This is a genomic window from Staphylococcus sp. McC-251-APC-3A2 (assembly GCF_009695665.1).
GTDB classification, from domain to species: Bacteria; Bacillota; Bacilli; order Staphylococcales; family Staphylococcaceae; genus Staphylococcus; species Staphylococcus cohnii.
Genome location: NZ_VUNO01000001.1, coordinates 726,030 through 748,612, shown reverse-complemented (window position 1 = coordinate 748,612; position 22,583 = coordinate 726,030). Strand labels below are relative to the sequence as shown.

Genomic DNA, 22,583 nt, shown 5'->3' with positions numbered 1-22,583 from the left:
AATATGGATTGGTCCTCTTTATATTTAAAATCTTACGATTTTGATCGTGCATGCTTGCCTGGGGATATGGCTAGAGCCTGTAGTCTCTCGCTCATATCATTTCCCCGGGCGTCAGCATATTACAAAATCGCAATTTCGCAAAGAAATCGTCAATTTTGTTTCTCTGTAAATATTTGAGTTTCAGTAATATGTCTACATGAGCTCTTTAAATGTTTCTAATATTAAGTATACATTTAATATGCTTAAAATAATGATTAATAGCCATGAAATAGTATTAACCCAGGTTCTGTTTTTAAATTGTCCCATTAAATAAAGATTATTTGTAGCCAGTTGTAAAGGTATTAATGAGAACGGTAAAGCTAAACTTAAAAACACTTGTGAGAACACTAGCAATTGTTCAATTTTTGCTTCATCACTTTTGAAAATAATGATACAGAATATGATAGGTAAAATTGCAAGTAGACGCGTAACAAGTCTACGTAACCAGTTTGGAATTTTAAGATGCAAAAAACCTTCCATTACAATTTGACCAGCCATCGTACCAGTAATTGTAGAATTTTGGCCTGATGCCAATAAAGCAACTGCGAATAAAGTACTCATAATTGCACCCATAGAAGCTCCTAATACAGGTTGATTTTGTAAAGCGTGATATAAATCGTAGAAACCACCCAATTGATCAGTATTAACACCATAAAATAAAGCTGCACCTAAAACGAGTAATAAGCAATTAATGATAAATGCAATTGAAAGTTGAATATTAGAATCCATCGTAGCATATTTAATTGCATGTGCTTTTGATTTTAAACTATTTCTATCATACATTCTTGATTGAACAATTGAAGAGTGTAGATATAGATTGTGTGGCATAATCGTAGCCCCAATAATCCCTAGAGCAATAAACAATGCGCTGTTATTCGTTATTATTTCTTTGCTTGGTACAAAACCAGTTAAAACCTCATTAACATGAGGTGAGGCAATAAACACCTCAAATATAAAGATCACAAGTACTGTAAAAATTAACGTACCTACAATCGCCTCAATTTTTCGGAATCCAAAGCGCATGATAAAGAGTAATAAAAATACGTCCAATACCGTGATAAGTGCACCGACAAGTAGTGGAATGCCAAACAATAAATCTAATGCTATCGCACTCCCGATAACTTCTGCGATATCAGTTGCAATAATTGCTAATTCAGCAATTATCCAAAAAACAAAAGCTAATGGTTTGTTTAAGTAATATTTTGTAGCTTGTGCTAAATCCATACCTGTCGCTATTCCTAATCTTACCGTCATACTTTGCAGTAACATTGCAGATAAACTAGAGAGTAAAATTACGAATAGCAAAATGTATCCAAATTGTGCACCACCTTGCATTGAAGTAATCCAATTTCCTGGATCCATGTAACCAACTGCTACTAATAACCCTGGACCTAAATAAGATAATAACTTTTGACTAAATTTACCATTACTATTAATAGAAACCGTATTGTTGATTTCTTCTAAACTTTTATTATGCATTTTTATATTATTAGCCAATAATGATACCTCCTATACTTCTAACTAACTTTTTATAGGTTACTCCAAAAAAAATATTAGGTCAACCTAATAACAGGTAATTACTTAGATAAAGTTTTACTGTTTTTATTTTTTAATTAGTAAATTAATATTTTGAAATATAGAAAATAACACTTTGTAATTTTGTAATTTTGTTAAATTTGCTATGATAGTGATAATGAATGAATAGGAGGAAAAATGATGAATCGGAAAGCAGAAAAAATCCTTGCTTGGATTGCAAACGGTCTTAGTTTATTATTTTTAATACTCATGATTTTGGGACTAATTTTATTGAATTTTCCCGAATCCAAGGAAGCATTAAATCAAATATATGAACAACAAGGTATGTCAATATCGGCAGATGCGCTTAAAGCTTCAATATTAATGCAAGGTGGATTTTTATTATTCGCGACGATTCTAGGATTCTGTGGCGTATTTACAATTAAAGGAAACAGAATTTTAGCTGGTTGCCTTTTAATTGCAGCGGCTTTAATTAGTATTTTTACTGGTAATTTTATTGCGTTAATACTTTGGATTATTGCTGGAATTATGCTATTGGTGAAAAAAGACAAAGGCCAACCACAATATTATAATCAAATACAACAAAATGACATTAGTGAAGATGCCAAAGATATTGGTCAACGACAAAAGAGTGATATGAACCCAGAACAAGAATTAAAAAAGAAAAAAGATGAGGATCCTTATATTTATTAAGTTATGTGAAAAGACTTACCAATTAATGATCTATAAAAACTGAAAATATATGCTAACTGCTAACAAAGTATTAACTATGTTAGCAGTTTAGTTGTTAGTATAATTTTTGATTTTATATAGAATACAGATTCAGGGTTTAAAATACCATTCTTTTTTTGAGCATATTAATAATAAGAAAGATATCACAACATGCTAATGTATTTTTATAAACGTAAAACGGCGACAAAGTCCCCGGCTTTGTTGGCAGTTTTTTATGCACGCTTTCCGCGGGCACTACCTTAGCCTGTAGTCTTCGGCTAGTGCTATTCCCGCAGGAGTCGGTATAAATCACTGCCAATATTATAATATATATAAATTAAGCAGTGGTGGTGTTTATTATGTTGAATAAATCAATTGATAAAAGAGATCAATATGAAATGATTTCTATCTTTGACTTAGTCGCTAATAGTCATTTATTACGTAAAGTCGATGCGATATTAGATTTAAATTTTATATATGAACTTGTCGAAGACAAATATTTGAGAAAATATAAGAAATAGCTATCAAAACAATTTAATAGATTACTCATCTTTATTTATTGATGCTACGCATATTAAAGCAAATGCAAATAAGAATAAGTATACAACTGAATTAGCTGAGAAGGACACACTCTATTTTCAATAAGAATTAAATAATGAAATTAAAGAATAAAGATTAGTTCAAGGGGAAAAGTCCTATTTGAAAAAACGATATAATTAGAAAATAAACAAACCCTTCGCATTAATTTGCGAAGGGTTTGTCTACTTTCAAGTCTAAGATATTTATATCTTAGTTTATTTGTAAAATTTTAATAACTGTTCGAAGGTATCTTCTAAAAAGTTTAAAAAGCTTTTATCTGTTTTTAATTCGTCCGCATTTGGAGCAAGTGTACGTGCAACAAATAATTCACCTTTTTTTACTTTTTTAACACGATCAATTGCACTTTGTATTTCATCATCTGACATGTCTTTAATATATGTTTTTTCTTGAGACATGTGGTCCAAGCTTAAGCTATAATCGGATGGTAAATTTCTAAGTGTATGAAATTGTTCTTCAAAAACTTTCACACGCTGTGCTTTATCTTTTGCTTCATGCATAACACCGTACATGACAAATAATTGGTTTTCAAAAAGACCTATTTGAAAATGTGGTAACATTTTATAACCACGATTGTTGGTTGCAAAAGCGACCCATGTATCTTTAGGTGGATTTACACTTCGTCTTGCATGTTTAGCAACGTGTGGATAAAAAACTTCTCCAGTTGTTGCCTCTAAATATTGAGAAAAATATTCTCCTAATTCATGCAATTGTGGTCGAACATGTTTATTCAAAGCTTCCATTCTGTTATCTAAACCATCAACAGTAAATGCTTTGAAATCGTTTATTTTAAATGTATATTTAGCCATTTTAACCTCCTAGTGTGCATCTATTCGTTTATATTTTAGCATAATATAACACTATAAACAGTGACTTTGTTTTTTTATTTGAATAATCGTACATTGTACAGAAACGTGTATAAACCTATGAATTAGGGTAAAAACATAGTATTATTAACTAATATGATATTACATACAATTGACTATTTTAAATATATAGTTCTATATCTTATTAAATATTAATGAAAAGTGAGTCGTGAAAAGGAGAGGGATACAATGACTGTTTATGAGTTTGCAAAAGGCCTTATTTTAGAAGCGGGCATCAATGTAAAAAAAATCATGAAACAAGGTATAGAAATAGAAACTAAGTCAAATCCCAATGATTTAGTGACAAATGTTGATAAAGCGACAGAAAAATATATTTTTGACAATATCAAGCAGACTTATCCAGAACATTTAGTGATTGGTGAAGAAGGACATGGACATGACCTTAAAGACGAATCAGGTATTGTATGGGTTATTGATCCAATTGATGGGACGTTGAATTTTGTACACCAAAAAGAAAACTTTGCAATTTCTATTGGCATATTTAACGATGGCAAACCATATGCAGGATTTGTATACGATGTAATAAATGATAAACTTTACCATGCAAAAGCTGGTGAAGGTGCATTTGAAAATGGCAACTTGCTACCTGCAATTCAATCGAGCCCTTTAAGCATAAGCATAATTGGTATCAATCCTAATTGGCTTACAAAACCAAGATTGGGTGAAGTGTTCAAACCAATTGTGGACGAAGCTAGAAGCGCGAGAGCTTATGGTTCAGCTGCGCTAGAAATCATTCATGTAGCTACTGGTAAATTAGGAGGCTACATTACACCAAGATTACAACCTTGGGATTTTGCTGGCGGTTTAATCATCCTGCAAGAAGTAGGTGGCATTGGTACAGATTTAATGGGTAACACCTTGTCTATATATGAACCAAGTTCCATAGTAATGGCTAATCCGCAATTACATGCGGAATTATTAGAATTTCATTTTCAAAAAAATAATGAAATCATCGAAGCATTACAAAAACGTTTAAAACATTAAGATAACTACTTTAATTCATACTATTAGGCAAAATTTTATATATTTAAGTAAAAGACATATGACAAAAGCGATGAATAAGATAACGAGTAGAGAATGAAATATAAACTTTAAATCATTTTAAAAATTTAAGTCAACATATAAAAAAGGACAGAAAATACATTTTCAAAATGATTTTCTGTCCCTATTTATTTTAGCAATTATAGCCAGTTATTTTCACGATATTTCTTTTTTAAAGTGAAACCGTACCCAAATGTTGCAATGAATAGTATAAATGTTAAAATCATCATTGGAACATTTGTAGCAGCGATACTAAAGCTAAATAAAAGCAATAATATAACAGCTATGATAGCGAGTACCCAGAATATTGATTTAGATTTTTTTTGTTGCATCCCAACCACACCTTTATAGTTTTCTTTAACCAATTATATGATATAATAAAAAAGTTGCAAAGAAAAGTGGGAATTTACTCGAGAAAGGAAATTGTATAAAATGACTAAAATAAGAGAAGATGTTCGTAATATCGCAATCATCGCTCACGTTGACCATGGTAAAACAACATTAGTAGATGAATTATTAAAACAATCAGGAATATTCCGTGAAAATGAGCATGTAGATGAAAGAGCAATGGATTCTAACGACATAGAAAGAGAACGAGGCATAACAATTCTTGCTAAGAATACAGCAATTAATTATAAAGATAACAGAATTAATATTTTAGATACGCCAGGACACGCCGATTTCGGTGGTGAAGTTGAACGTATTATGAAAATGGTTGATGGTGTAATCTTAGTTGTAGATGCTTATGAAGGTACAATGCCACAAACACGTTTCGTCTTGAAAAAAGCACTTGAACAAAATTTAAAACCTGTAGTAGTTGTAAATAAAATTGATAAACCTGAAGCTAGACCAGAAGGTGTAGTAGACGAAGTATTAGACTTATTTATTGAATTAGAAGCTAACGATGAGCAATTGGATTTCCCTGTTGTTTATGCATCAGCTGTTAATGGTACTGCAAGTTTAGATTCTGAAAAACAAGATGAAAACATGCAATCACTTTACGAGACAATTATTGATTATGTGCCAGCTCCAATCGATAATAGAGAAGAACCGTTACAATTCCAAATAGCATTATTGGATTATAACGATTACGTTGGTCGTATTGGTGTAGGACGTGTGTTTAGAGGAACGATGCGTGTTGGTGATAATGTATCTTTATTAAAATTAGATGGCTCAGTTAAGAATTTCAGAGTGACTAAAATCTTCGGTTATTTCGGATTAAAACGTGAAGAAATTGAAGAAGCTTATGCTGGTGATTTAATTGCCGTTTCAGGTATGGAAGATATTAACGTAGGTGAAACTGTAACACCTAGTGATCATCAAGATCCTTTACCAGTTCTAAGAATCGATGAGCCTACATTGGAAATGACGTTTAGAGTGAATAATTCACCGTTTGCTGGACGTGAAGGTGATTTCGTTACGTCTCGTCAAATTCAAGAACGTTTAGATGAACAATTAGAAACAGATGTATCATTAAAAGTAACGCAAACAGAATCGCCAGATAAATGGATAGTTGCAGGACGTGGGGAACTACATTTATCTATTTTAATTGAAAATATGAGACGTGAAGGTTATGAATTACAAGTTTCTAAACCTCAAGTTATCTTAAGAGAAATTAATGGCGTTAAATGTGAACCATTTGAACGTGTGCAATGTGAAGTACCTCAAGAATATACAGGTGCTGTCATTGAGTCATTAGGTCAGCGTAAAGGTGAAATGTTAGACATGGTGACAACGGATAATGGTTTAACTCGTCTTATATTCATGGTTCCAGCACGTGGTTTAATCGGTTATACTACTGAGTTTATGTCACAGACACGTGGATATGGTATTATTAACCATACTTTTGAAGAATTCAAACCTCGTGTTAAAGGCCGTATAGGTGGTAGAAGAAATGGTGCGCTTGTTTCTATGGATAAAGGTCAAGCAAGTTCATATGCGATTATGGGACTTGAAGATCGTGGTACAAACTTTATGGAACCAGGAACTGAAGTTTATGAAGGTATGATTGTTGGTGAACACAATCGTGAAAATGACTTAACAGTAAATATTACGAAAGAAAAACACCAAACTAACGTACGTTCAGCTACAAAAGACCAAACAGTTACAATGAAACGACCAAGAAAATTAACTTTAGAAGAAGCATTACAATTTATCAATGATGATGAATTAGTAGAGGTAACACCTGAAACGATTCGTATTAGAAAAACAATTTTAGAAAAAGCAGCGCGTGAAAAAGAATCGAAACGAATCAAACAATTAATGCAAGAAGAAGAATAATTAGTAAATCATCAGTATAATCGAGAGATAAATATCGTTGATTCACATGACAATGTCAATTTCTATTGGAATAATATAGAGATTGACGTTGTCTTTTTTTATGACATTATATAGTTGAGTAAACATACAATGATTTGTATTTAGTAATAAAGTCAGTTCAAATTTCAATATCCTAATTGAAGGATTTAGTATGAGATGTGTTGCATTTAAATATAACTAAAACTATTATATGTATTACACTAAGGTAAATCGATTTAATTGCATTTATTAAAGTGTAGGTAAATACTTTAATTGTGTAGTGGATGCCTAGGAAATGATTAATGAAATTTAAAATTATTTTCATTGATAAACGTTAGCATGTATATTTGCGTTTACATACTAAGTCTTGTTTCACACTAAGAAAGTTAACTAATAGGAAACGTTGATATAAAAAAACCATGAAAGTTTCAAATTAATAGAAACTTTCATGGGATAAATTTTTAGAATTAAACTCTCAGTTTAATTTGTAATATTAACAATCATTGACAAACATCATATACTTCTTTCAACGATTACTATTATTATGATGACATGCTTTAAATTTTCGGTTAAAACAACATTAAGTTTATAAAAAATATGTTATCGATGGTCGAAAGTGCTTTCTTGTTTTCGTTGTTTTGGTGTATCTAGACGACTTTTACATTCGTCGCACATAAAAGTGTGCATTGGATCATTTCTTAATCTTTTAGCTTCTAATGTATTTTGATCAATGAATACTTCAGTATCACAGATAATACATTGCACTTTTATCATTTAAATCACCTCGATATGAGTAACATACTTGAACTCATATGAATAACCTTGTTCTGGTATATAGACAAAACTATCAACGAAGTTATCGTCATAAAGTCTTTTGCCATCACGAGCAAATTGGAAGAAAAGATATGGTAGTAGGTCTATTGGTACTTCTATAGAATCTTTATCATTAAACAAACGTATTGCTTTTGCATGATCATGTGGTTCAGCATTTTTGAAAAATGGTGACATATTAATTACAAATGAATCTTTTAAAACTGCTCTTTTTCGATATTTAATTTCTGAATTTAGTGTTGGAGGATTTGTTTGTCCTTCTAAGATTGCACGATTCCATTCGCGGTTGTCATTGAAATTGATTGGTTTAGTGCTATCAAATACACCATTCTCTAAATCTTCTAATTTAACTTTTCTATCATCAAATATCCAAGTAGTACTATCTAAAGTAATTGGAAATTTAACTTCGCCCTTAATTTGAATCATAATCCCACTCCTAATATATTTTAAAAATTTTAAATAAAACGATTCGACAACAAGTTCAGTCGTTACGATAATTGACATTTTTGTGAATTTGAACATAATTAAATAGTTTGTATTATTGAAGATGCATCATAATATTAAAAATGCCTAACTGTTTCAACGCTCATATCACAATGATTTGTGTAGTTCGTTTTATTAATTGTATATGTAACTAAAATAAATATATCACTAATTCCAATATTATCATAAATAACTAGCCTTAGTATATTACTGAATTCACTTGCTTTTTCTGTATCAGTAAGATAAACTTTTACATATAAAGTTACAATTGATAGGGGGAGTATGTCATGGTAAAGGGCCAAAAATTAAACAGTGCGGCATATGACCAATTAAATAAAGATGCAGACAGGATTCTTCAATTGATAAAAGTTCAAATGGATAATCTTACATTACCTCAATGCCCATTGTATGAAGAAGTTCTTGATACACAAATGTTTGGTTTACAAAAAGAAGTTGATTTTGCTGTTGAACTAGGCTTAGTGGATAGAGAAGCGGGCAAAGATTTAATGCTTCGTTTAGAAAAAGAATTGTCTAAATTACACGAAGCATTTACAAACGTTTAATTGGATTCGCTAATTTTGAAAAGTATAAATTTATTTTTACTAAATAAAATGATATAAAACGAATTAAAGTAGTTAAAAAACTACATAAGATATTTGAAGTGGCTAAGATGTCAATATTATATTGATTGTATCGTAGCCACTTTTTTTGTTGGATAATAAATGATGTTACGGTTTGATAATGATTGAACAACAAATTATATTTGTTCGAAAAATGAATACATTTTTTGATATACTATTAAAGGTACAATGAAATTTTAAAAATAATTTCAGTATTTAGAATAACGAAAATGATTGAAACTTTTATTAAAAAATGATTAATATGTAAAGAATATATAAAATAGAATTGGATGATATGTCGAATGAATAACATAAAGAAATTTTTTCAGTATATTAGCAAGAATGCTAAATATATTGACTATCCGTTAGTAATTACATATTTGTTGTTATGTCTCATTGGCTTAGTCATGGTATATAGTGCAAGTATGGTTGCAGCCACTAAAGGTTCTTTAACAGGTGGTGTACCAGTAACAGGAACATATTTTTATACTAGGCAATTAATGTACGTAATTATGAGTATCATTCTTGTTTTTTTTATGGCATTCGTGATGAATGTGAAGTTACTAGAAACGATTAAGTTTCAAAAGTGGATGATGCTTGGCATTATCTTATTGTTAGTAGCAACCCTATTAGTAGGAAGTAATATTAATGGTTCGAAAAGTTGGATTAATTTAGGTTTTATGAATTTACAAGCATCAGAATTATTGAAAATTGCCTTGATATTATATATTCCATATATGATTGAAAAGAAAAGGCCAAAAGTATTTAAAAATCCTAAGCTCATGACTTCTCCAATTATTTTATCTGCTATTTGTATCGGCCTTGTATTTTTACAACGCGATGTTGGTCAAACATTATTGATTTTAATAATTTTTTTCTCAATATTATTTTATGCAGGCATTGGAGTTCAAAAATCGCTAAAATATGGGTTAATGATACTCACAGGTATTGTGCTCATAGGTGGCTTGTTTTTACTGATAGGACTTGTGCCAGATTATTTAACTGCCAGATTTAGTACGCTTACAGATCCATTCAGCAATGAAGGTGGCACAGGTTACCATATTTCTAATTCATTAATTGCAATTGGTAATGGTGGTTTGTTAGGCCGTGGTTTGGGAAACAGTATTATGAAGTTAGGTTACTTGCCTGAACCACATACTGACTTTATTTTCTCCATTATTTGTGAGGAACTTGGACTTGTTGGAGGACTAATTGTCATTTGCTTATTATTCTTTATTGTATATAGAGCATTTGAACTTGCGAGTAAGACGAGTTCATACTTTTATAAACTAGTTTGTGTAGGTGTTGCTAGCTATATAGGTAGTCAAACATTTGTCAATTTAGGTGGTATTTCAGGTACGATACCTTTAACTGGTGTTCCATTACCATTTATTAGCTTTGGTGGGTCGTCAATGATCAGTCTAAGTATTGCAATGGGGCTATTATTAATTACCGCTAAACAAATTAAAGTCGATGAATCGAAAAAAAGACAACAGCGTAAACATACGCACCATTTTAGTGTTCCAAAAAATGGTTAATACGCGCATAATAAGCAAACGATTCAACATGTTGATGTTGAAAACGTTTGCTTATTTTTTTAACTATATCATTTACTTTTGAAAAACTTAGCAAATACAGTGCTTTTAATAAGTTAAAGTTATCAATAATGATAACTTTGTATTATGTTATTTTTATGATATAATCTCTTTTAAATACGGTAGGTATCAAATTTTAAGAACTCATTGCAATAAAAAAGATAGTATTATGGTAAAAATATAAGCACTAGTCATATTGTAATTTTAAATAATGTGAAAACTATTTTACTGTATACATAGTTCGTATTTTGCTATAATCAATTTTATATCCAACTTTTTAGAAAATTCAAAATTTAAGGGGGACCATGATTTGAAACAAATTAATAAACTTATGGTAGCCAATCGTGGAGAAATAGCAATAAGGATTTTTAGGGCTGCAACAGAATTAAATGTTAAAACGGTTGCGATTTATTCAAATGAAGATAAAGGATCATTACATAGATATAAAGCTGATGAGTCATATTTAGTTGGGAAAGATTTAGGACCAGCAGAATCATATTTGGATATAGAGCGCATCTTAGATGTTGCGAAACGTGCAGGAGTGGACGCAATTCATCCTGGTTATGGATTTTTAAGCGAAAATGAAACTTTTGCCAAACGTTGCCAAGAAGAGGGGATTAAGTTTATCGGACCACGTGTCGAACATTTAGACATGTTTGGTGATAAAGTTAAGGCAAGAACTACAGCAATTAATGCTGATTTAAGAGTTATTCCAGGTACAGATGGACCAATTGATAATCAATCCGATGCAATTGCCTTTGCAAATGAAGCCGGCTATCCTTTGATGATTAAAGCTACAAGTGGTGGTGGTGGAAAGGGCATGCGTATTGTGCGTTCCGAAGATGAATTAGAGGAAGCATTCCACAGAGCAAAATCTGAAGCGGAAAAATCTTTTGGTAATAGCGAGGTTTATATTGAAAAATATATAGATAATCCAAAGCACATTGAAGTACAAGTCATTGGTGATGAACATGGTAACATTGTTCATTTATATGAACGTGATTGTTCTGTTCAAAGACGTCATCAAAAAGTTGTTGAAGTTGCGCCATCTGTTGCACTTACTGATGATTTGAGAGAACGTATATGTGGCGCTGCAATTCAATTAATGGAGAAAATTGAGTATGTGAATGCTGGCACAGTTGAATTTTTAGTATCTGGAGACGATTTTTATTTCATAGAAGTCAATCCACGTGTACAAGTTGAGCATACGATTTCTGAGATGGTGACTGGCGTAGATATAGTTAAAACTCAAATTCTTGTAGCTGATGGTGAAAAGCTATTTGATAATGAAATTGGCATGCCACAACAAAAAGATATTCAAACATTAGGTTATGCAATTCAATGTCGTATTACAACTGAAGATCCAACAAATGACTTTATGCCAGATACTGGTAGAATAATAGCTTATCGTTCAAGCGGTGGCTTCGGAGTCAGACTTGACGCTGGTGATGGCTTCCAAGGTGCAGAAATTTCACCGTATTATGATTCATTACTTGTAAAATTATCAACACATGGTATGACATTTAAACAAGCAAATGAAAAAATGGACCGTTCATTACAAGAAATGCGTATTCGTGGTGTGAAAACAAATGTACCATTTTTAATTAATGTTATGAGAAATACACAATTTAAGACTGGCGACTACACAACTAAGTTTATCGAAAGTACGCCAGAATTATTTGATATTGAGCCTACATTAGATAGAGGTACGAAAACGTTAGAGTATATTGGTAATGTATCTATCAATGGTTTTCCTAACGTAGAAAAAAGACCGAAACCAATTTATGAAACGTCACCAATCCCTCAGGTTCAAAAAAAGGTTGTCGAAAAATTTGAAGGTACTAAGCAGTTATTAGATCATAAAGGACCACAAGCAGTTGCAGAATGGTTGAAACAGCAAGAGGATGTATTAATTACAGATACTACTTTCAGAGATGCACATCAATCATTGTTGGCTACACGCGTACGTACTAAAGATATGATGAATATTGCTTCTAAAACAGCTGATGTAATGAAAGATAGTTTTTCATTAGAAATGTGGGGCGGTGCAACATTTGATGTTGCTTACAACTTCTTAAAGGAAAATCCATGGGAAAGACTTGAAAGATTGAGAAAAGCTATTCCAAATGTTTTATTCCAAATGCTTTTACGTGCGTCTAACGCTGTTGGCTATAAAAATTATCCAGATAATGTCATTAAAAAATTTGTGAAAGAAAGTGCTGATGCAGGTATAGATGTCTTCCGTATTTTTGATTCGTTAAACTGGATAGATCAAATGAAAGTAGCAAATGAAGCAGTTCAAGAAGCAGGTAAGATTTCAGAGGGCGCTATTTGCTATACAGGAGATTTTTTAAATGCAAATCGTTCTGATATTTACACGTTAGATTACTACGTAAATATGGCAAAAACACTTGAATCAGAAGGATTCCATATATTAGCTATTAAAGATATGGCTGGTTTATTAAAACCGAAAGCAGCTTACGAATTAATCGGTGAGTTAAAAGCAGCAGTTGACTTACCAATTCATTTACACACACATGATACGAGTGGTAATGGACTTTTAACTTATAAAGAAGCTATTGATGCGGGCGTAGATGTTATTGATACAGCAGTTGCATCAATGAGTGGTTTAACAAGTCAACCAAGTGCTAATTCATTGTATTATGCACTGAATGGTTTCGGTAGAAGCATGCGTGCAGACATTGATGGAATGGAAGAGTTATCACATTATTGGGGTACTGTACGTCAATACTATAGCGATTTCGAAAGTGATATTAAGTCACCTAACACAGAAATTTATCAGCATGAAATGCCAGGTGGACAATATTCTAATTTACGTCAACAAGCGAAAAGTTTAGGCTTAGGCAACAGATTTAATGAAGTAAAAGATATGTATAAGCGTGTTAATTTCTTATTCGGTGATATTGTTAAAGTAACACCTTCATCAAAAGTTGTTGGCGATATGGCCTTATACATGGTTCAAAATGATTTAGATGAGCAATCTGTAATAAAAGATGGACATAAATTAGATTTCCCTGAATCAGTAGTATCATTCTTTAAAGGAGAAATTGGTCAGCCAGTTAATGGCTTCAATAAAGACCTACAAAAGGTAATATTGAAAGGTCAACCCCCATTAACTGAACGGCCAGGGGAATATTTAAAGCCAGTTGATTTCGAAACAGTAAGACAAGAATTAGAGGAAAAACAACAAAAAGAAGTCACTGAACAAGATGTCATCAGTTATGTGTTATATCCAAAAGTGTATGAACAATTTATTGCTACGCAAGAACAATATGGAAATGTATCACTTTTAGATACACCAACATTTTTCTTTGGCATGAGAGCAAATGAGACTGTAGAAATAGAAATTGATACAGGAAAACGATTGATTATTACACTTAAAACGATTACAGAACCTGATGAAAAAGGTGTACGTACAATATTTTATGATATGAATGGTCAGGCAAGACGTATCTTCATACAAGATGAAAATGTTAAAGCCAATGCAAATGTTAAACCAAAAGCGGATAAACTAAATCCAAATCACATTGGTGCACAAATGCCTGGATCAGTTACAGAAGTTAAAATTGCTGAGGGTGAATCTGTGACGAGTGGACAAGCATTATTGATCACTGAAGCTATGAAGATGGAAACAACGATTCAAGCACCGTTTGATGGTGTCGTAAGAAAAGTAACAGTACAAAATGGCGATGCCATTGAAACAGGCGACTTATTAATAGAAATTGAAAAAGAACAAGAAGATTAAACTAAAAATGGCTGTGATACGGTTAATGTATCACAGCCATTTTATATGTTAATTAAAGTGGATTATCCACCACTTCGTATAGTTCTTAGCATCAATACAATAAAGTATGCAATCAATCCAAACAATATTGTTATGAATAATGCGTGTAATAGAGCGATTAATAAATTCACTTCAGTAATAATAGATAAAGCACCTGTTATCACTTGTAAAATTATTAAAATAAATGCAGCGGTATAGCCGAAACGAATTGTTCGATTTTCTTTGTAATTATTAATTGCATGAACAAACGTGATTAAAATCCAAATAAAAGCGATTAAAGCCATACCTCTGTGAGTGAAGTTCACCCAATCTTGAACGTTATGAGGTATTAAATCATTAAATGGAAGCGGCCATTGCCCATAAGCTAAACTTGCTTCTTTATGTCTAACTAACGCACCAGTATATATCGTTAAGTATACAATGATTGCCATAATCCATGTATAAATTCTAAGCGGCTTACGAATAAATAATTCATCAGCTTCGTATTTACGGTCTACTTCAAAGATAATTAAAGTTAAAACAAATACTGAAGAAAATGAAATTAATGAAATACCAAAATGTAATGCCAAAACATAATCGTTTTGTTGCCACATTACTGCTGCTGCACCAACAAGTGCTTGCAATAAAAGGAAACCAATACTAATCATGCATAACGGTTTAACTTCTTTGATATAACCAATGTGTTTCCAAGCAACAATCACTAGCCATAAAACAAGAATTAAAGATAGACCTGATACTGCACGATGACTTAATTCAATTATTGTTTGTATAGGCAAATTTTGAGGTAAAAAAGCACCATGACATAATGGCCAGTCAGAGCCACAACCATCAGCTGAACCAGTTTTAGTAACCAACGCGCCTCCTAGCTGTACAAATGCCATTATTATCGCTGCCAATACAGATAACCATTTCAGGTTTTTTTTGTTAAACAAGAATTAACCCCCCACAAATAAATAAAACAGATATGAGTAATGATTCAGCTACAATGATACCAATCATTTGTAGTTTGAACCATAGACTCTTTACATTTACTTTTTTATTTTTAAATAAAACTTAACTATTATTATAACAAGAAATACGCTTCTAATTGTGTCACAAAAATGACTATTTGTGAATGTCGATAAAGTGTCACAAATAACTTTGTATAAATGTAGTCAATCACCGTAAATTGATATATCATTGTATTATATGGAAAAATTAGGAGGGAAATTATGAACAAAGAACAAACTTTGTCGCATAATTCTAGTCGTGTAACGTTTAAAGAGTTACAACAAATTATTAAAATGGGACTAGTTCAGGGCAATTTAATTCCAGCATTTGCTGGTTCATGGCTTGCAATTGTGTTGGCAAATCATTCCTTCCTCTCGTCAATACCACAGATTTTAATGATTTTGGTAGGTTCGACATTAATTATGGGGGGCGCATGCGCTTTAAATAATTACTATGATCAAGATATTGACAGTATCATGCCAAGTAAACAGCAAAGACCTTCAGTTAATGGAAAAATTTCAAATAGAAATTTATTATTACTTAGTTTTGGAATGATGCTCGTAGGGGAAGCATTATTATTTGCTTTAAATATACCATCTGGTGTAATAGGATTGTTAGGTATTGTTGGATATGTGTCATTTTATTCAATTTGGTCTAAACGTCATACAGTTTGGAATACAGTGATTGGGAGTTTTCCTGGTGCTGTGCCACCGTTAATAGGTTGGACAGCTATTGAAGGCAATATTAGTATGGTTGCTGTAGCGCTTTTCTTAGTAATATTTTGTTGGCAACCAGTACATTTTTATGCATTGGCAATAAAGCGTAAAGATGAATATAGTTTGGCAAATATTCCAATGTTACCTTCTGTTAAAGGTTTCAAACGCACGAGAGTGAGTATGTTTATCTGGCTAGTATTGTTATTACCACTACCATTATTATTGAATGATCTTGGTACAACATTTATCATATTAGCTACATTATTAAATTTAGGCTGGTTATATTTAGGTTTAACGAGTTTTAAAAAAGATTCAGATCAAACAAAATGGGCAACAAAAATGTTTATTTACTCTTTAAACTATTTAGTAGTTTTCTTCGTACTCGTTGTTGTTGTTTCATTGATTAAAATGTTCTAATAAATATTAATAAGGATGGAATATATGAATTTACCAATCTTACCTACAATTAGCACAACATGTATAGTGATAAGCGCAATCCTTATTGCAATAGGATGGCGTAAAATATGGAAAAGAGAAATCGAAAGTCATAAAAAATTTATGTTACTTGCTGCTATATTTGCGCTAACTTTCTTTATTATTTATGCTTCGAGAACGATATTTATTGGTAATACTGCTTTTGGTGGCCCAGATTCAATTAAGATTTATTATACAATCTTTTTAATTTTTCATATCAATTTAGCTACCATCGGTGGTCTGCTAGGACTTTTCCAAATCATCACTGCGTTCAAAGACAAATTTAAACTTCATAGATTTGTAGGACCAATTGCATCAATTGTTTGGTTTTGTACTGCTATCACAGGAGTGATGGTTTATGTATTGCTCTATGTATTATATCCAGGCGGAGAAACAACATCATTGTTGAAAGCAACTTTCGGTTTTATAAATATACTTAGTTAAAGTATTGATGGACTAAGCTGAAATAATCATTATATCTAAAAATAACCTGAGACACTGCAGTGTCTCAGGTTATTTTTATTTTAAAGTTGCAGTTGCAGATGTTATCTGTTTAAGTGGTAGATTCTTTTTATAATTTTTGTAACTCAAGATTTGTGTGTGGTTTCATTCAAATAATTTAAATAAAAATTTTAAAAAAGCGACTTAAGATAAATACCTTTTTAAGTGTTTAGCCGTAACAGAAGTAGTGGTTGCTAATAGACCATCTGGATTTCCTTGGTAAAGTAATTTACCACCTTTGTTTCCAGCATATGGCCCTATATCAATAATCCAGTCTGCATTTGTCATCATCGTTAAATTATGTTCAATGATAATTACTGTGTTACCTTGGTCAATTAAATTATCAAAACAAGTTAAAATAATTGGTATATCATCTTCATGTAAGCCAGTAGTAGGTTCATCAAATACAAAAATGTGATTACTCACAACGTGTGTCAAATATTTACTGAGCTTAACACGTTGTATTTCTCCACCAGATAATGTATCAAGTGTTTGTCCTAAATTCATATAATTTAAACCTGTTGCTTTCAGTGATTGCAAAGGCTGTGCAATAGATTGATTTGTATTAAAAAAGTTTAAAGCTTCATCCACTGTTAAGTTCAATATGTCTGCTATAGAATAGCCTGAGATAGTTGCATTTAAAACTTCAGGTTTATATCTTTTACCACCACAAACATTACAAATTTGGGTGAAGTCTGGCATAAATGCAAGCTCCGTTTTTAGCACGCCTTTTCCATGACACTCAGGACAGGCGCCTTCAGAGTTGTAACTGAATAATGACTTCTTCAACCCTGTATTTTTACTGAAATAGGTACGAACATCATCAAATATATCTAGGTATGTTAACAAATGAGAACGACTTGAAGCGTGTACGGGCTTTTGATCGATAATAATAGCGTCTTCATCGTTTTGTAAGCCGCCATGTATAAGTGTGCTCTTGCCAGAACCAGCTACACCAGTTACAACGGTCATTGCATGTTTAGGAATACGAACTGAAATATCTTTTAAATTGTTTTGCGTCATATGATTTAAGTCAATAAACGCATCTGTCTGTCTTATGGATGATTTCAATTTATGTTTTTTCTTTAATGCTTTTCCAGTACTGGAATTTGATGATAATAAATCAGAATAGTTACCAGTGAAAACAATTTCACCACCATTTTTTCCAGCATAGGGCCCTAAATCTATGATGTGATCTGCAATTTTGATAACGTCAGGGTCATGTTCTACTACTAGAACTGTGTTACCTTTATTTTTTAAAGATTGAATGATTTCATTTATTTTTTGAATATCCTCAGGATGTAGCCCGATGCTCGGTTCATCTATGATATATACTAAGTCACTTAAAGGGCTATTTAGATGCCTGATAAGTTTAATACGTTGAGATTCCCCACCAGACAGCGTTTTTGTTTCACGATCTAAAGTGAGATAATTAAGTCCAATATAACTAAGAGCTTCTAATTGCTTTAACAAAGGGCTAATTATAAATTGTGCTTTGGTAGAATCTAATTTTTGAATGAAAGTCATTGCTTCGTCAATAGATAAGTGCGTGAACTCAGCGATATCTAAGCCATTAATTTTGGATTGTAATACATTTTGATTTAATCTTTTACCACCACATGTTGGGCATTTTTTTGATGTCACAACTCTTTCAATATCGTGTTTGAATTTATTTTTTTCAAAATTGTCATTTAATAGAAAAGAACGTCTAAATCGATGAATAAGTCCTTCGAATTTTGCAGTTTTTGGCCAGTTTTCTGGAGGGTTTTTCAATTTGGTAGGTTTTGTGTATAACAGTGTATCCAATTCTTTTTTATCATAATGTTTCAATTTCTTGTCATTATCAAATAAACCAGAATATAAATAACGTTTACCGCGCCAACTATCCGGTCTGAAAGAGGGAAAACGGATTGCATCTTCATTTAAAGATTTTTCAAAATCTAACAGTTCTTCCAAGTTAATATCTTCTACGTATCCAAGGCCAGAACATGTTTCGCACATACCATTTGGATTATTGAAAGAAAAAATGTCAGAATATCCTACAAAAGGTGTTCCGATACGAGACCATAATAAACGCACTGAAGCATAAATATCGGAAATTGTACCTACTGTAGACCGTGAATTACCACCTAACCTTTTTTGATTGATAATCATAGCTACTGGTAAATGTTCTATTAAATCTACATTTGCTTTACTAAATTGTTTTAATTGATTTTGTATATATGTAGAATATGTTTCGTTAAGTAAACGTTCAGATTCGGCAGCAATTGTATTGAAGACTAATGATGACTTACCTGAACCAGAACGACCAGTGAATACAGAAATTTTATGTTTTGGTATATCTAAAGAAATATCTTTTAAATTATTTTGTTTCGCACCATGTATACGAATGATTGACATATTTGTCACCCCTTCATTTATTTTATACCCAAAATTCTCTTGTATATTACGTCATGTACATATAATATATGATGAAAATGTAAAGGGTTTATTACAAATTAACAAATTTGAGGACATGCCTTGCTTGTATCTGTCATAAACATGTACAATGAACCAAAGAATAATGTAGGTGGATGAGCGATGAAGAAACTAATAATTAAAGTTATTGGTGTATTATTATTGATTTGTTTTATAATTTATCTATTTTACTCACCGCGTTTGAAATTTGATGTTTTAGAAAATCCTAATAAAGAAACTTCAAAAACAACACAAAACAAAGATTTTCAAAACAAAAAAACAAATGTTGAAAATCCTAAACTTAAAAAAGGTGTGGGTACTTGGATTGGACAAGATTTACATAATTTAACTGATAATTATGGACAAGCAGATAGGGTCTATTCATATAAAGGTGGTTTTAAAAACTACGTATATAAACAAAAAAATCAGTATTATCTTGTCACAACGAAAAAAAATAAAATTAAATCAGTTTATGCCACTGGTAAAAATGCTAACGTTAATCCAGTTGAAATTGGTGATAATGCAGCGCATGTTTTTGAAAAGTACAGTATCAATCCAGAGCCAACGATTAAAGCTAATGGAAAAGCGTATGAAATAGAACTTTCAGATTCAGATATGAAAACACAGACACTTATAAAATTCAATAATGTTTACGCACAAGTATATATTGATCAACAAGCTAATGAAATCGTAGGTGTAAGATATTTAGATAGTGAAGCATTAATAGCATTCAAACCCTATCAAATGATTACTGCGCAAGAAGATAAAAAAGTGAAAAATAATTATAAAAAAATACCATATGAACAAAATGCAAATCAATTGATGACACTTTATGAAATAACTAATGAGATGCGCAAATTAAAAGATGCTAAGCCTTTAAAAATCAATAATGACGTAGCTCATATTGCATCATATAATTTGTACGAAGCAATTGATACTGATAGTGTAGAATTTACAGAAGATGCCTTGAAACAAAAGCTTAATGAACAAAATATTTCTTTTGTTTCTACTAGTCAAAATGTAGGATATGATTTTAACGAAATACCAACTTTAATCCATAGTTGGTTAAATTCTGATATTCATAGATCAAGGATGTTAAATTCTAAATACAATGAAGTCGGCGGCGAAGTGTCAAACGGTTATTATACAATTATTTTCATTGAAGATAAGTAGGAGAGGATATAATGATAACAGAAGAAACTTTGAACATTCTTGATGATATTGAATATTTAAGTGATAAAATACTTGATTCACGATTATATCATTCATTTAAAATAGCAGAACAAAATTTACAAGAAAATGATGAAGCGCATTTACTCTATCAAGCTTTTTTAAAATCAAAAGAGCAATATGACGAAATAATGAGATTTGGAAAATATCATCCAGATTATCAAAAAGTGATGTTAGAAACACGTAAACGAAAACGTGCTTATGAAATGCTACCAGTAGTTATGGATTACAAACAAAAAGAAGTTGCATTACAAGATTTAATAGACGAGGTTATAGTGAAAATAGCTTATGCTGTATCTGAAAATGTAAAGATAGAAACAGGTAATCCATTTTTCCAAAAAGATGCAAGTGGTTGTGCAACAGGTGGTTCTTGTAGCTGTTCCTTATAGCAAATCAGTGCTGAAATGTTAATTAATATAAAAGCTGGGCACTTGTAGTGACCCAGCTTTTATATAACTATTTATTTTGATAGGTGTTTTTAAATCGTTCTGCTAAATCAGGTCTGTCAGTGACTATAGTATGCACCTCGTTTTTGGCTAAATCATTCATTAAATCTAGATTATTAATACCATAAAAACCAGGGACAATATTACGTTCATTTAACCACTGTATAAATTTAGGTGAAGTCAATTTAATACCTTTAAACGTCACTGGCATTTGAAATGTATGTGCTTGTGGTTTAAATGTGTTACCTAAACCTGATTTGAATTTTAAGAAGCCTTCTGCCACTTCGCTCTGACTTGCTCCAATAGCTATTGTGTAGTTGCTTACTTTTTTGAACCTTTCAATTTGATCGCTTTGAAAACTAGTAACTAAAACACGATTTTGCGCGTGGTTTTTAACAATGATATCATAAATGATTTTAGGTGCTAATTTACCTTGATCACTTTGTGAATCATCTTTAAGGTCAACATTTATAAGTGTGTTAGGATATAATTTTAATAATTCATCAAAAGTTAGTATTTTAGTGTCAGTGTGATTACGATAAGGTGTTAACCCGTTTAAATCCGTAAAATGATAACCTGCGTCTAATTGCTTTAATTCTGTTAAAGTATGTGTTGCTACTTTTCCTGAGCCGTTTGTCGTACGATCAACATCTGCATCATGAAAAACCACTAATTGTTGATCTTTAGTCAATCTCACATCAATTTCGAATCCATCAATATGATGTGATAAAGCATTGTCAAATGCGAGTTTTGTCAGTTCAGGTTTCACTGCCATACCACCACGGTGTGCGAAGATACACGGTGCAGGCTTAGAGAAAAAAGGCGGGATTTCTTGGTTCATAGGTTTAGCTTTATATTTTGAAAAGAAAATAACACTACCTACTAAACCAACCGTACCTAGAAATGCACCTTTTATTAATTTGTTAATTGTTGTCATGCGCAAATCCTCCTTGATTTGAGTATATACAGTAATATAGCAAATGTTAGCTATTGTTCAAAATAATTGTTATTTATTAATCGAATTAGACATGATATTATAAAGTGGCTAATAAATGGAGTGATAATTGTATGAATATTGTATCTAGAACAAGTTTAGTTATATATTTAAAACATATGAAACACGAACGCCAAATTAGAAAATTTGGACATATTGTCAGTACGAATAAGCTACAACGCTATGTTATTATGTATATAAATGAAGAAGAAGCGGACACAATTGTAGATAAACTTATGAACTTAAAATATGTAAAACATATTGCAGGTTCTCCTTATAAATATCTTAAAAAGGAATATCCCAAAGAACAACATGAATTTTCTTGATTATAT

At 31.5% G+C, this 22,583-nt stretch carries 20 protein-coding genes; 12 read left to right on the top strand and 8 right to left on the bottom strand.

Going from position 1 to position 22,583, the window contains the following annotated elements; translation table 11 throughout:
* Positions 1 to 192: 192 nt before the first annotated feature.
* A complete protein-coding gene (locus FYJ81_RS03620; RefSeq protein ID WP_107524428.1) occupies positions 193 to 1,518 on the bottom strand; it encodes an Nramp family divalent metal transporter in 1,326 nt (441 codons plus the stop codon).
* A 237-nt stretch (positions 1,519 to 1,755) separates the two neighbouring features.
* Between FYJ81_RS03620 and FYJ81_RS03615 the strand changes: the two genes are divergently transcribed.
* Together FYJ81_RS03615 and FYJ81_RS03610 are read left to right on the top strand one after the other, a co-directional pair.
* Positions 1,756 to 2,268, top strand: coding sequence for a DUF4064 domain-containing protein (locus FYJ81_RS03615; protein ID WP_154409317.1), 513 nt, complete (start codon positions 1,756 to 1,758; stop codon positions 2,266 to 2,268).
* Between the two features lie 377 nt (positions 2,269 to 2,645).
* Positions 2,646 to 2,807: a hypothetical protein gene (locus FYJ81_RS03610; RefSeq protein ID WP_154409316.1), complete on the top strand. Its 162-nt coding sequence runs from the start codon at positions 2,646 to 2,648 to the stop codon at positions 2,805 to 2,807.
* Positions 2,808 to 3,080: 273 nt separating this feature from the next.
* Here FYJ81_RS03610 and FYJ81_RS03605 read toward each other — a convergent pair whose 3' ends face one another.
* Positions 3,081 to 3,692 (bottom strand): YktB family protein, encoded by a 612-nt coding sequence (locus FYJ81_RS03605; protein WP_107385289.1) that lies wholly within the window; start codon positions 3,690 to 3,692, stop codon positions 3,081 to 3,083.
* Positions 3,693 to 3,938: 246 nt separating this feature from the next.
* Between FYJ81_RS03605 and FYJ81_RS03600 the strand changes: the two genes are divergently transcribed.
* Positions 3,939 to 4,754 (top strand): inositol monophosphatase family protein, encoded by an 816-nt coding sequence (locus FYJ81_RS03600; protein ID WP_107385290.1) that lies wholly within the window; start codon positions 3,939 to 3,941, stop codon positions 4,752 to 4,754.
* Between the two features lie 197 nt (positions 4,755 to 4,951).
* On the opposite strand, the gene FYJ81_RS03595 is transcribed toward FYJ81_RS03600, so the two are convergent.
* The gene (locus FYJ81_RS03595; RefSeq protein ID WP_019469262.1) at positions 4,952 to 5,143 is read right to left on the bottom strand and encodes a DUF5325 family protein; all 192 of its coding nucleotides are present in this window, start codon (positions 5,141 to 5,143) and stop codon (positions 4,952 to 4,954) included.
* Positions 5,144 to 5,243: 100 nt separating this feature from the next.
* Between FYJ81_RS03595 and typA the strand changes: the two genes are divergently transcribed.
* Positions 5,244 to 7,091, top strand: a complete 1,848-nt coding sequence (gene typA, locus FYJ81_RS03590; RefSeq protein WP_154409315.1) for a translational GTPase TypA — start codon at positions 5,244 to 5,246, stop codon at positions 7,089 to 7,091.
* Between the two features lie 618 nt (positions 7,092 to 7,709).
* Here typA and FYJ81_RS03585 read toward each other — a convergent pair.
* Both FYJ81_RS03585 and FYJ81_RS03580 read right to left on the bottom strand, forming a co-directional pair.
* Positions 7,710 to 7,883, bottom strand: a complete 174-nt coding sequence (locus tag FYJ81_RS03585) for a DUF2197 domain-containing protein (protein WP_107384369.1) — start codon at positions 7,881 to 7,883, stop codon at positions 7,710 to 7,712.
* Positions 7,884 to 8,366, bottom strand: a complete 483-nt coding sequence (locus tag FYJ81_RS03580) for a hypothetical protein (protein WP_154409314.1) — start codon at positions 8,364 to 8,366, stop codon at positions 7,884 to 7,886. It lies immediately after the preceding gene.
* A 344-nt stretch (positions 8,367 to 8,710) separates the two neighbouring features.
* Here FYJ81_RS03580 and FYJ81_RS03575 point away from each other — a divergent pair, with 344 nt between their 5' ends.
* The 3 genes from FYJ81_RS03575 to FYJ81_RS03565 all read left to right on the top strand — a co-directional run bounded on the left by FYJ81_RS03575 (position 8,711) and on the right by FYJ81_RS03565 (position 14,404).
* On the top strand, positions 8,711 to 8,986 hold the full coding sequence (locus FYJ81_RS03575) for a YlaN family protein (RefSeq protein WP_019469266.1): 276 nt from the start codon (positions 8,711 to 8,713) through the stop codon (positions 8,984 to 8,986).
* A 359-nt stretch (positions 8,987 to 9,345) separates the two neighbouring features.
* A complete protein-coding gene (gene ftsW / locus FYJ81_RS03570) occupies positions 9,346 to 10,581 on the top strand; it encodes a cell division peptidoglycan polymerase FtsW (protein WP_107384371.1) in 1,236 nt (411 codons plus the stop codon).
* A 367-nt stretch (positions 10,582 to 10,948) separates the two neighbouring features.
* The gene (locus FYJ81_RS03565) at positions 10,949 to 14,404 is read left to right on the top strand and encodes a pyruvate carboxylase (protein ID WP_154409313.1); all 3,456 of its coding nucleotides are present in this window, start codon (positions 10,949 to 10,951) and stop codon (positions 14,402 to 14,404) included.
* 62 nt (positions 14,405 to 14,466) lie between these two features.
* Here the strand turns inward: FYJ81_RS03565 and FYJ81_RS03560 are convergent, their stop codons facing one another.
* Positions 14,467 to 15,375, bottom strand: a complete 909-nt coding sequence (locus tag FYJ81_RS03560; RefSeq protein ID WP_019469269.1) for a COX15/CtaA family protein — start codon at positions 15,373 to 15,375, stop codon at positions 14,467 to 14,469.
* A gap of 279 nt (positions 15,376 to 15,654) precedes the next feature.
* Between FYJ81_RS03560 and cyoE the strand changes: the two genes are divergently transcribed.
* Together cyoE and FYJ81_RS03550 are read left to right on the top strand one after the other, a co-directional pair.
* Entirely contained in the window at positions 15,655 to 16,566 is a 912-nt protein-coding gene (cyoE, locus tag FYJ81_RS03555) for a heme o synthase (protein ID WP_154409312.1), read from the top strand.
* Positions 16,567 to 16,590: 24 nt separating this feature from the next.
* Positions 16,591 to 17,067: a DUF420 domain-containing protein gene (locus tag FYJ81_RS03550; RefSeq protein ID WP_107384374.1), complete on the top strand. Its 477-nt coding sequence runs from the start codon at positions 16,591 to 16,593 to the stop codon at positions 17,065 to 17,067.
* 201 nt (positions 17,068 to 17,268) lie between these two features.
* Here the strand turns inward: FYJ81_RS03550 and FYJ81_RS03545 are convergent, their stop codons facing one another.
* Entirely contained in the window at positions 17,269 to 19,524 is a 2,256-nt protein-coding gene (locus tag FYJ81_RS03545; RefSeq protein ID WP_107384375.1) for an ATP-binding cassette domain-containing protein, read from the bottom strand.
* Positions 19,525 to 19,704: 180 nt separating this feature from the next.
* On the opposite strand from FYJ81_RS03545, the gene FYJ81_RS03540 reads away from it, so the two are divergent.
* Both FYJ81_RS03540 and FYJ81_RS03535 read left to right on the top strand, forming a co-directional pair.
* Positions 19,705 to 20,754 carry a CAP-associated domain-containing protein gene (locus tag FYJ81_RS03540; RefSeq protein WP_154409311.1) on the top strand — a complete coding sequence of 350 codons (1,050 nt, stop codon included), beginning with the start codon at positions 19,705 to 19,707 and terminating at the stop codon, positions 20,752 to 20,754.
* An 11-nt stretch (positions 20,755 to 20,765) separates the two neighbouring features.
* Positions 20,766 to 21,200, top strand: a complete 435-nt coding sequence (locus FYJ81_RS03535) for a YlbF family regulator (RefSeq protein WP_107384377.1) — start codon at positions 20,766 to 20,768, stop codon at positions 21,198 to 21,200.
* Positions 21,201 to 21,267: 67 nt separating this feature from the next.
* Here the strand turns inward: FYJ81_RS03535 and FYJ81_RS03530 are convergent, their stop codons facing one another.
* A complete protein-coding gene (locus tag FYJ81_RS03530; RefSeq protein WP_154409310.1) occupies positions 21,268 to 22,194 on the bottom strand; it encodes a glycerophosphodiester phosphodiesterase in 927 nt (308 codons plus the stop codon).
* Between the two features lie 131 nt (positions 22,195 to 22,325).
* On the opposite strand from FYJ81_RS03530, the gene FYJ81_RS03525 reads away from it, so the two are divergent.
* Positions 22,326 to 22,577 carry a YlbG family protein gene (locus FYJ81_RS03525; RefSeq protein WP_107384379.1) on the top strand — a complete coding sequence of 84 codons (252 nt, stop codon included), beginning with the start codon at positions 22,326 to 22,328 and terminating at the stop codon, positions 22,575 to 22,577.
* Positions 22,578 to 22,583: the final 6 nt, after the last annotated feature.

Coding starts and splice junctions, on each gene's coding strand:
- FYJ81_RS03620 (WP_107524428.1), bottom strand. CDS start 1,518: ATGCATAATAAAAGTTTAGAAGAAATCAACAATACGGTTTCTATTAAT.
- FYJ81_RS03615 (WP_154409317.1), top strand. CDS start 1,756: ATGAATCGGAAAGCAGAAAAAATCCTTGCTTGGATTGCAAACGGTCTT.
- FYJ81_RS03610 (WP_154409316.1), top strand. CDS start 2,646: ATGTTGAATAAATCAATTGATAAAAGAGATCAATATGAAATGATTTCT.
- FYJ81_RS03605 (WP_107385289.1), bottom strand. CDS start 3,692: ATGGCTAAATATACATTTAAAATAAACGATTTCAAAGCATTTACTGTT.
- FYJ81_RS03600 (WP_107385290.1), top strand. CDS start 3,939: ATGACTGTTTATGAGTTTGCAAAAGGCCTTATTTTAGAAGCGGGCATC.
- FYJ81_RS03595 (WP_019469262.1), bottom strand. CDS start 5,143: ATGCAACAAAAAAAATCTAAATCAATATTCTGGGTACTCGCTATCATA.
- typA (WP_154409315.1), top strand. CDS start 5,244: ATGACTAAAATAAGAGAAGATGTTCGTAATATCGCAATCATCGCTCAC.
- FYJ81_RS03585 (WP_107384369.1), bottom strand. CDS start 7,883: ATGATAAAAGTGCAATGTATTATCTGTGATACTGAAGTATTCATTGAT.
- FYJ81_RS03580 (WP_154409314.1), bottom strand. CDS start 8,366: ATGATTCAAATTAAGGGCGAAGTTAAATTTCCAATTACTTTAGATAGT.
- FYJ81_RS03575 (WP_019469266.1), top strand. CDS start 8,711: ATGGTAAAGGGCCAAAAATTAAACAGTGCGGCATATGACCAATTAAAT.
- ftsW (WP_107384371.1), top strand. CDS start 9,346: ATGAATAACATAAAGAAATTTTTTCAGTATATTAGCAAGAATGCTAAA.
- cyoE (WP_154409312.1), top strand. CDS start 15,655: ATGAACAAAGAACAAACTTTGTCGCATAATTCTAGTCGTGTAACGTTT.
- FYJ81_RS03550 (WP_107384374.1), top strand. CDS start 16,591: ATGAATTTACCAATCTTACCTACAATTAGCACAACATGTATAGTGATA.
- FYJ81_RS03545 (WP_107384375.1), bottom strand. CDS start 19,524: ATGTCAATCATTCGTATACATGGTGCGAAACAAAATAATTTAAAAGAT.
- FYJ81_RS03540 (WP_154409311.1), top strand. CDS start 19,705: ATGAAGAAACTAATAATTAAAGTTATTGGTGTATTATTATTGATTTGT.
- FYJ81_RS03535 (WP_107384377.1), top strand. CDS start 20,766: ATGATAACAGAAGAAACTTTGAACATTCTTGATGATATTGAATATTTA.
- FYJ81_RS03530 (WP_154409310.1), bottom strand. CDS start 22,194: ATGACAACAATTAACAAATTAATAAAAGGTGCATTTCTAGGTACGGTT.
- FYJ81_RS03525 (WP_107384379.1), top strand. CDS start 22,326: ATGAATATTGTATCTAGAACAAGTTTAGTTATATATTTAAAACATATG.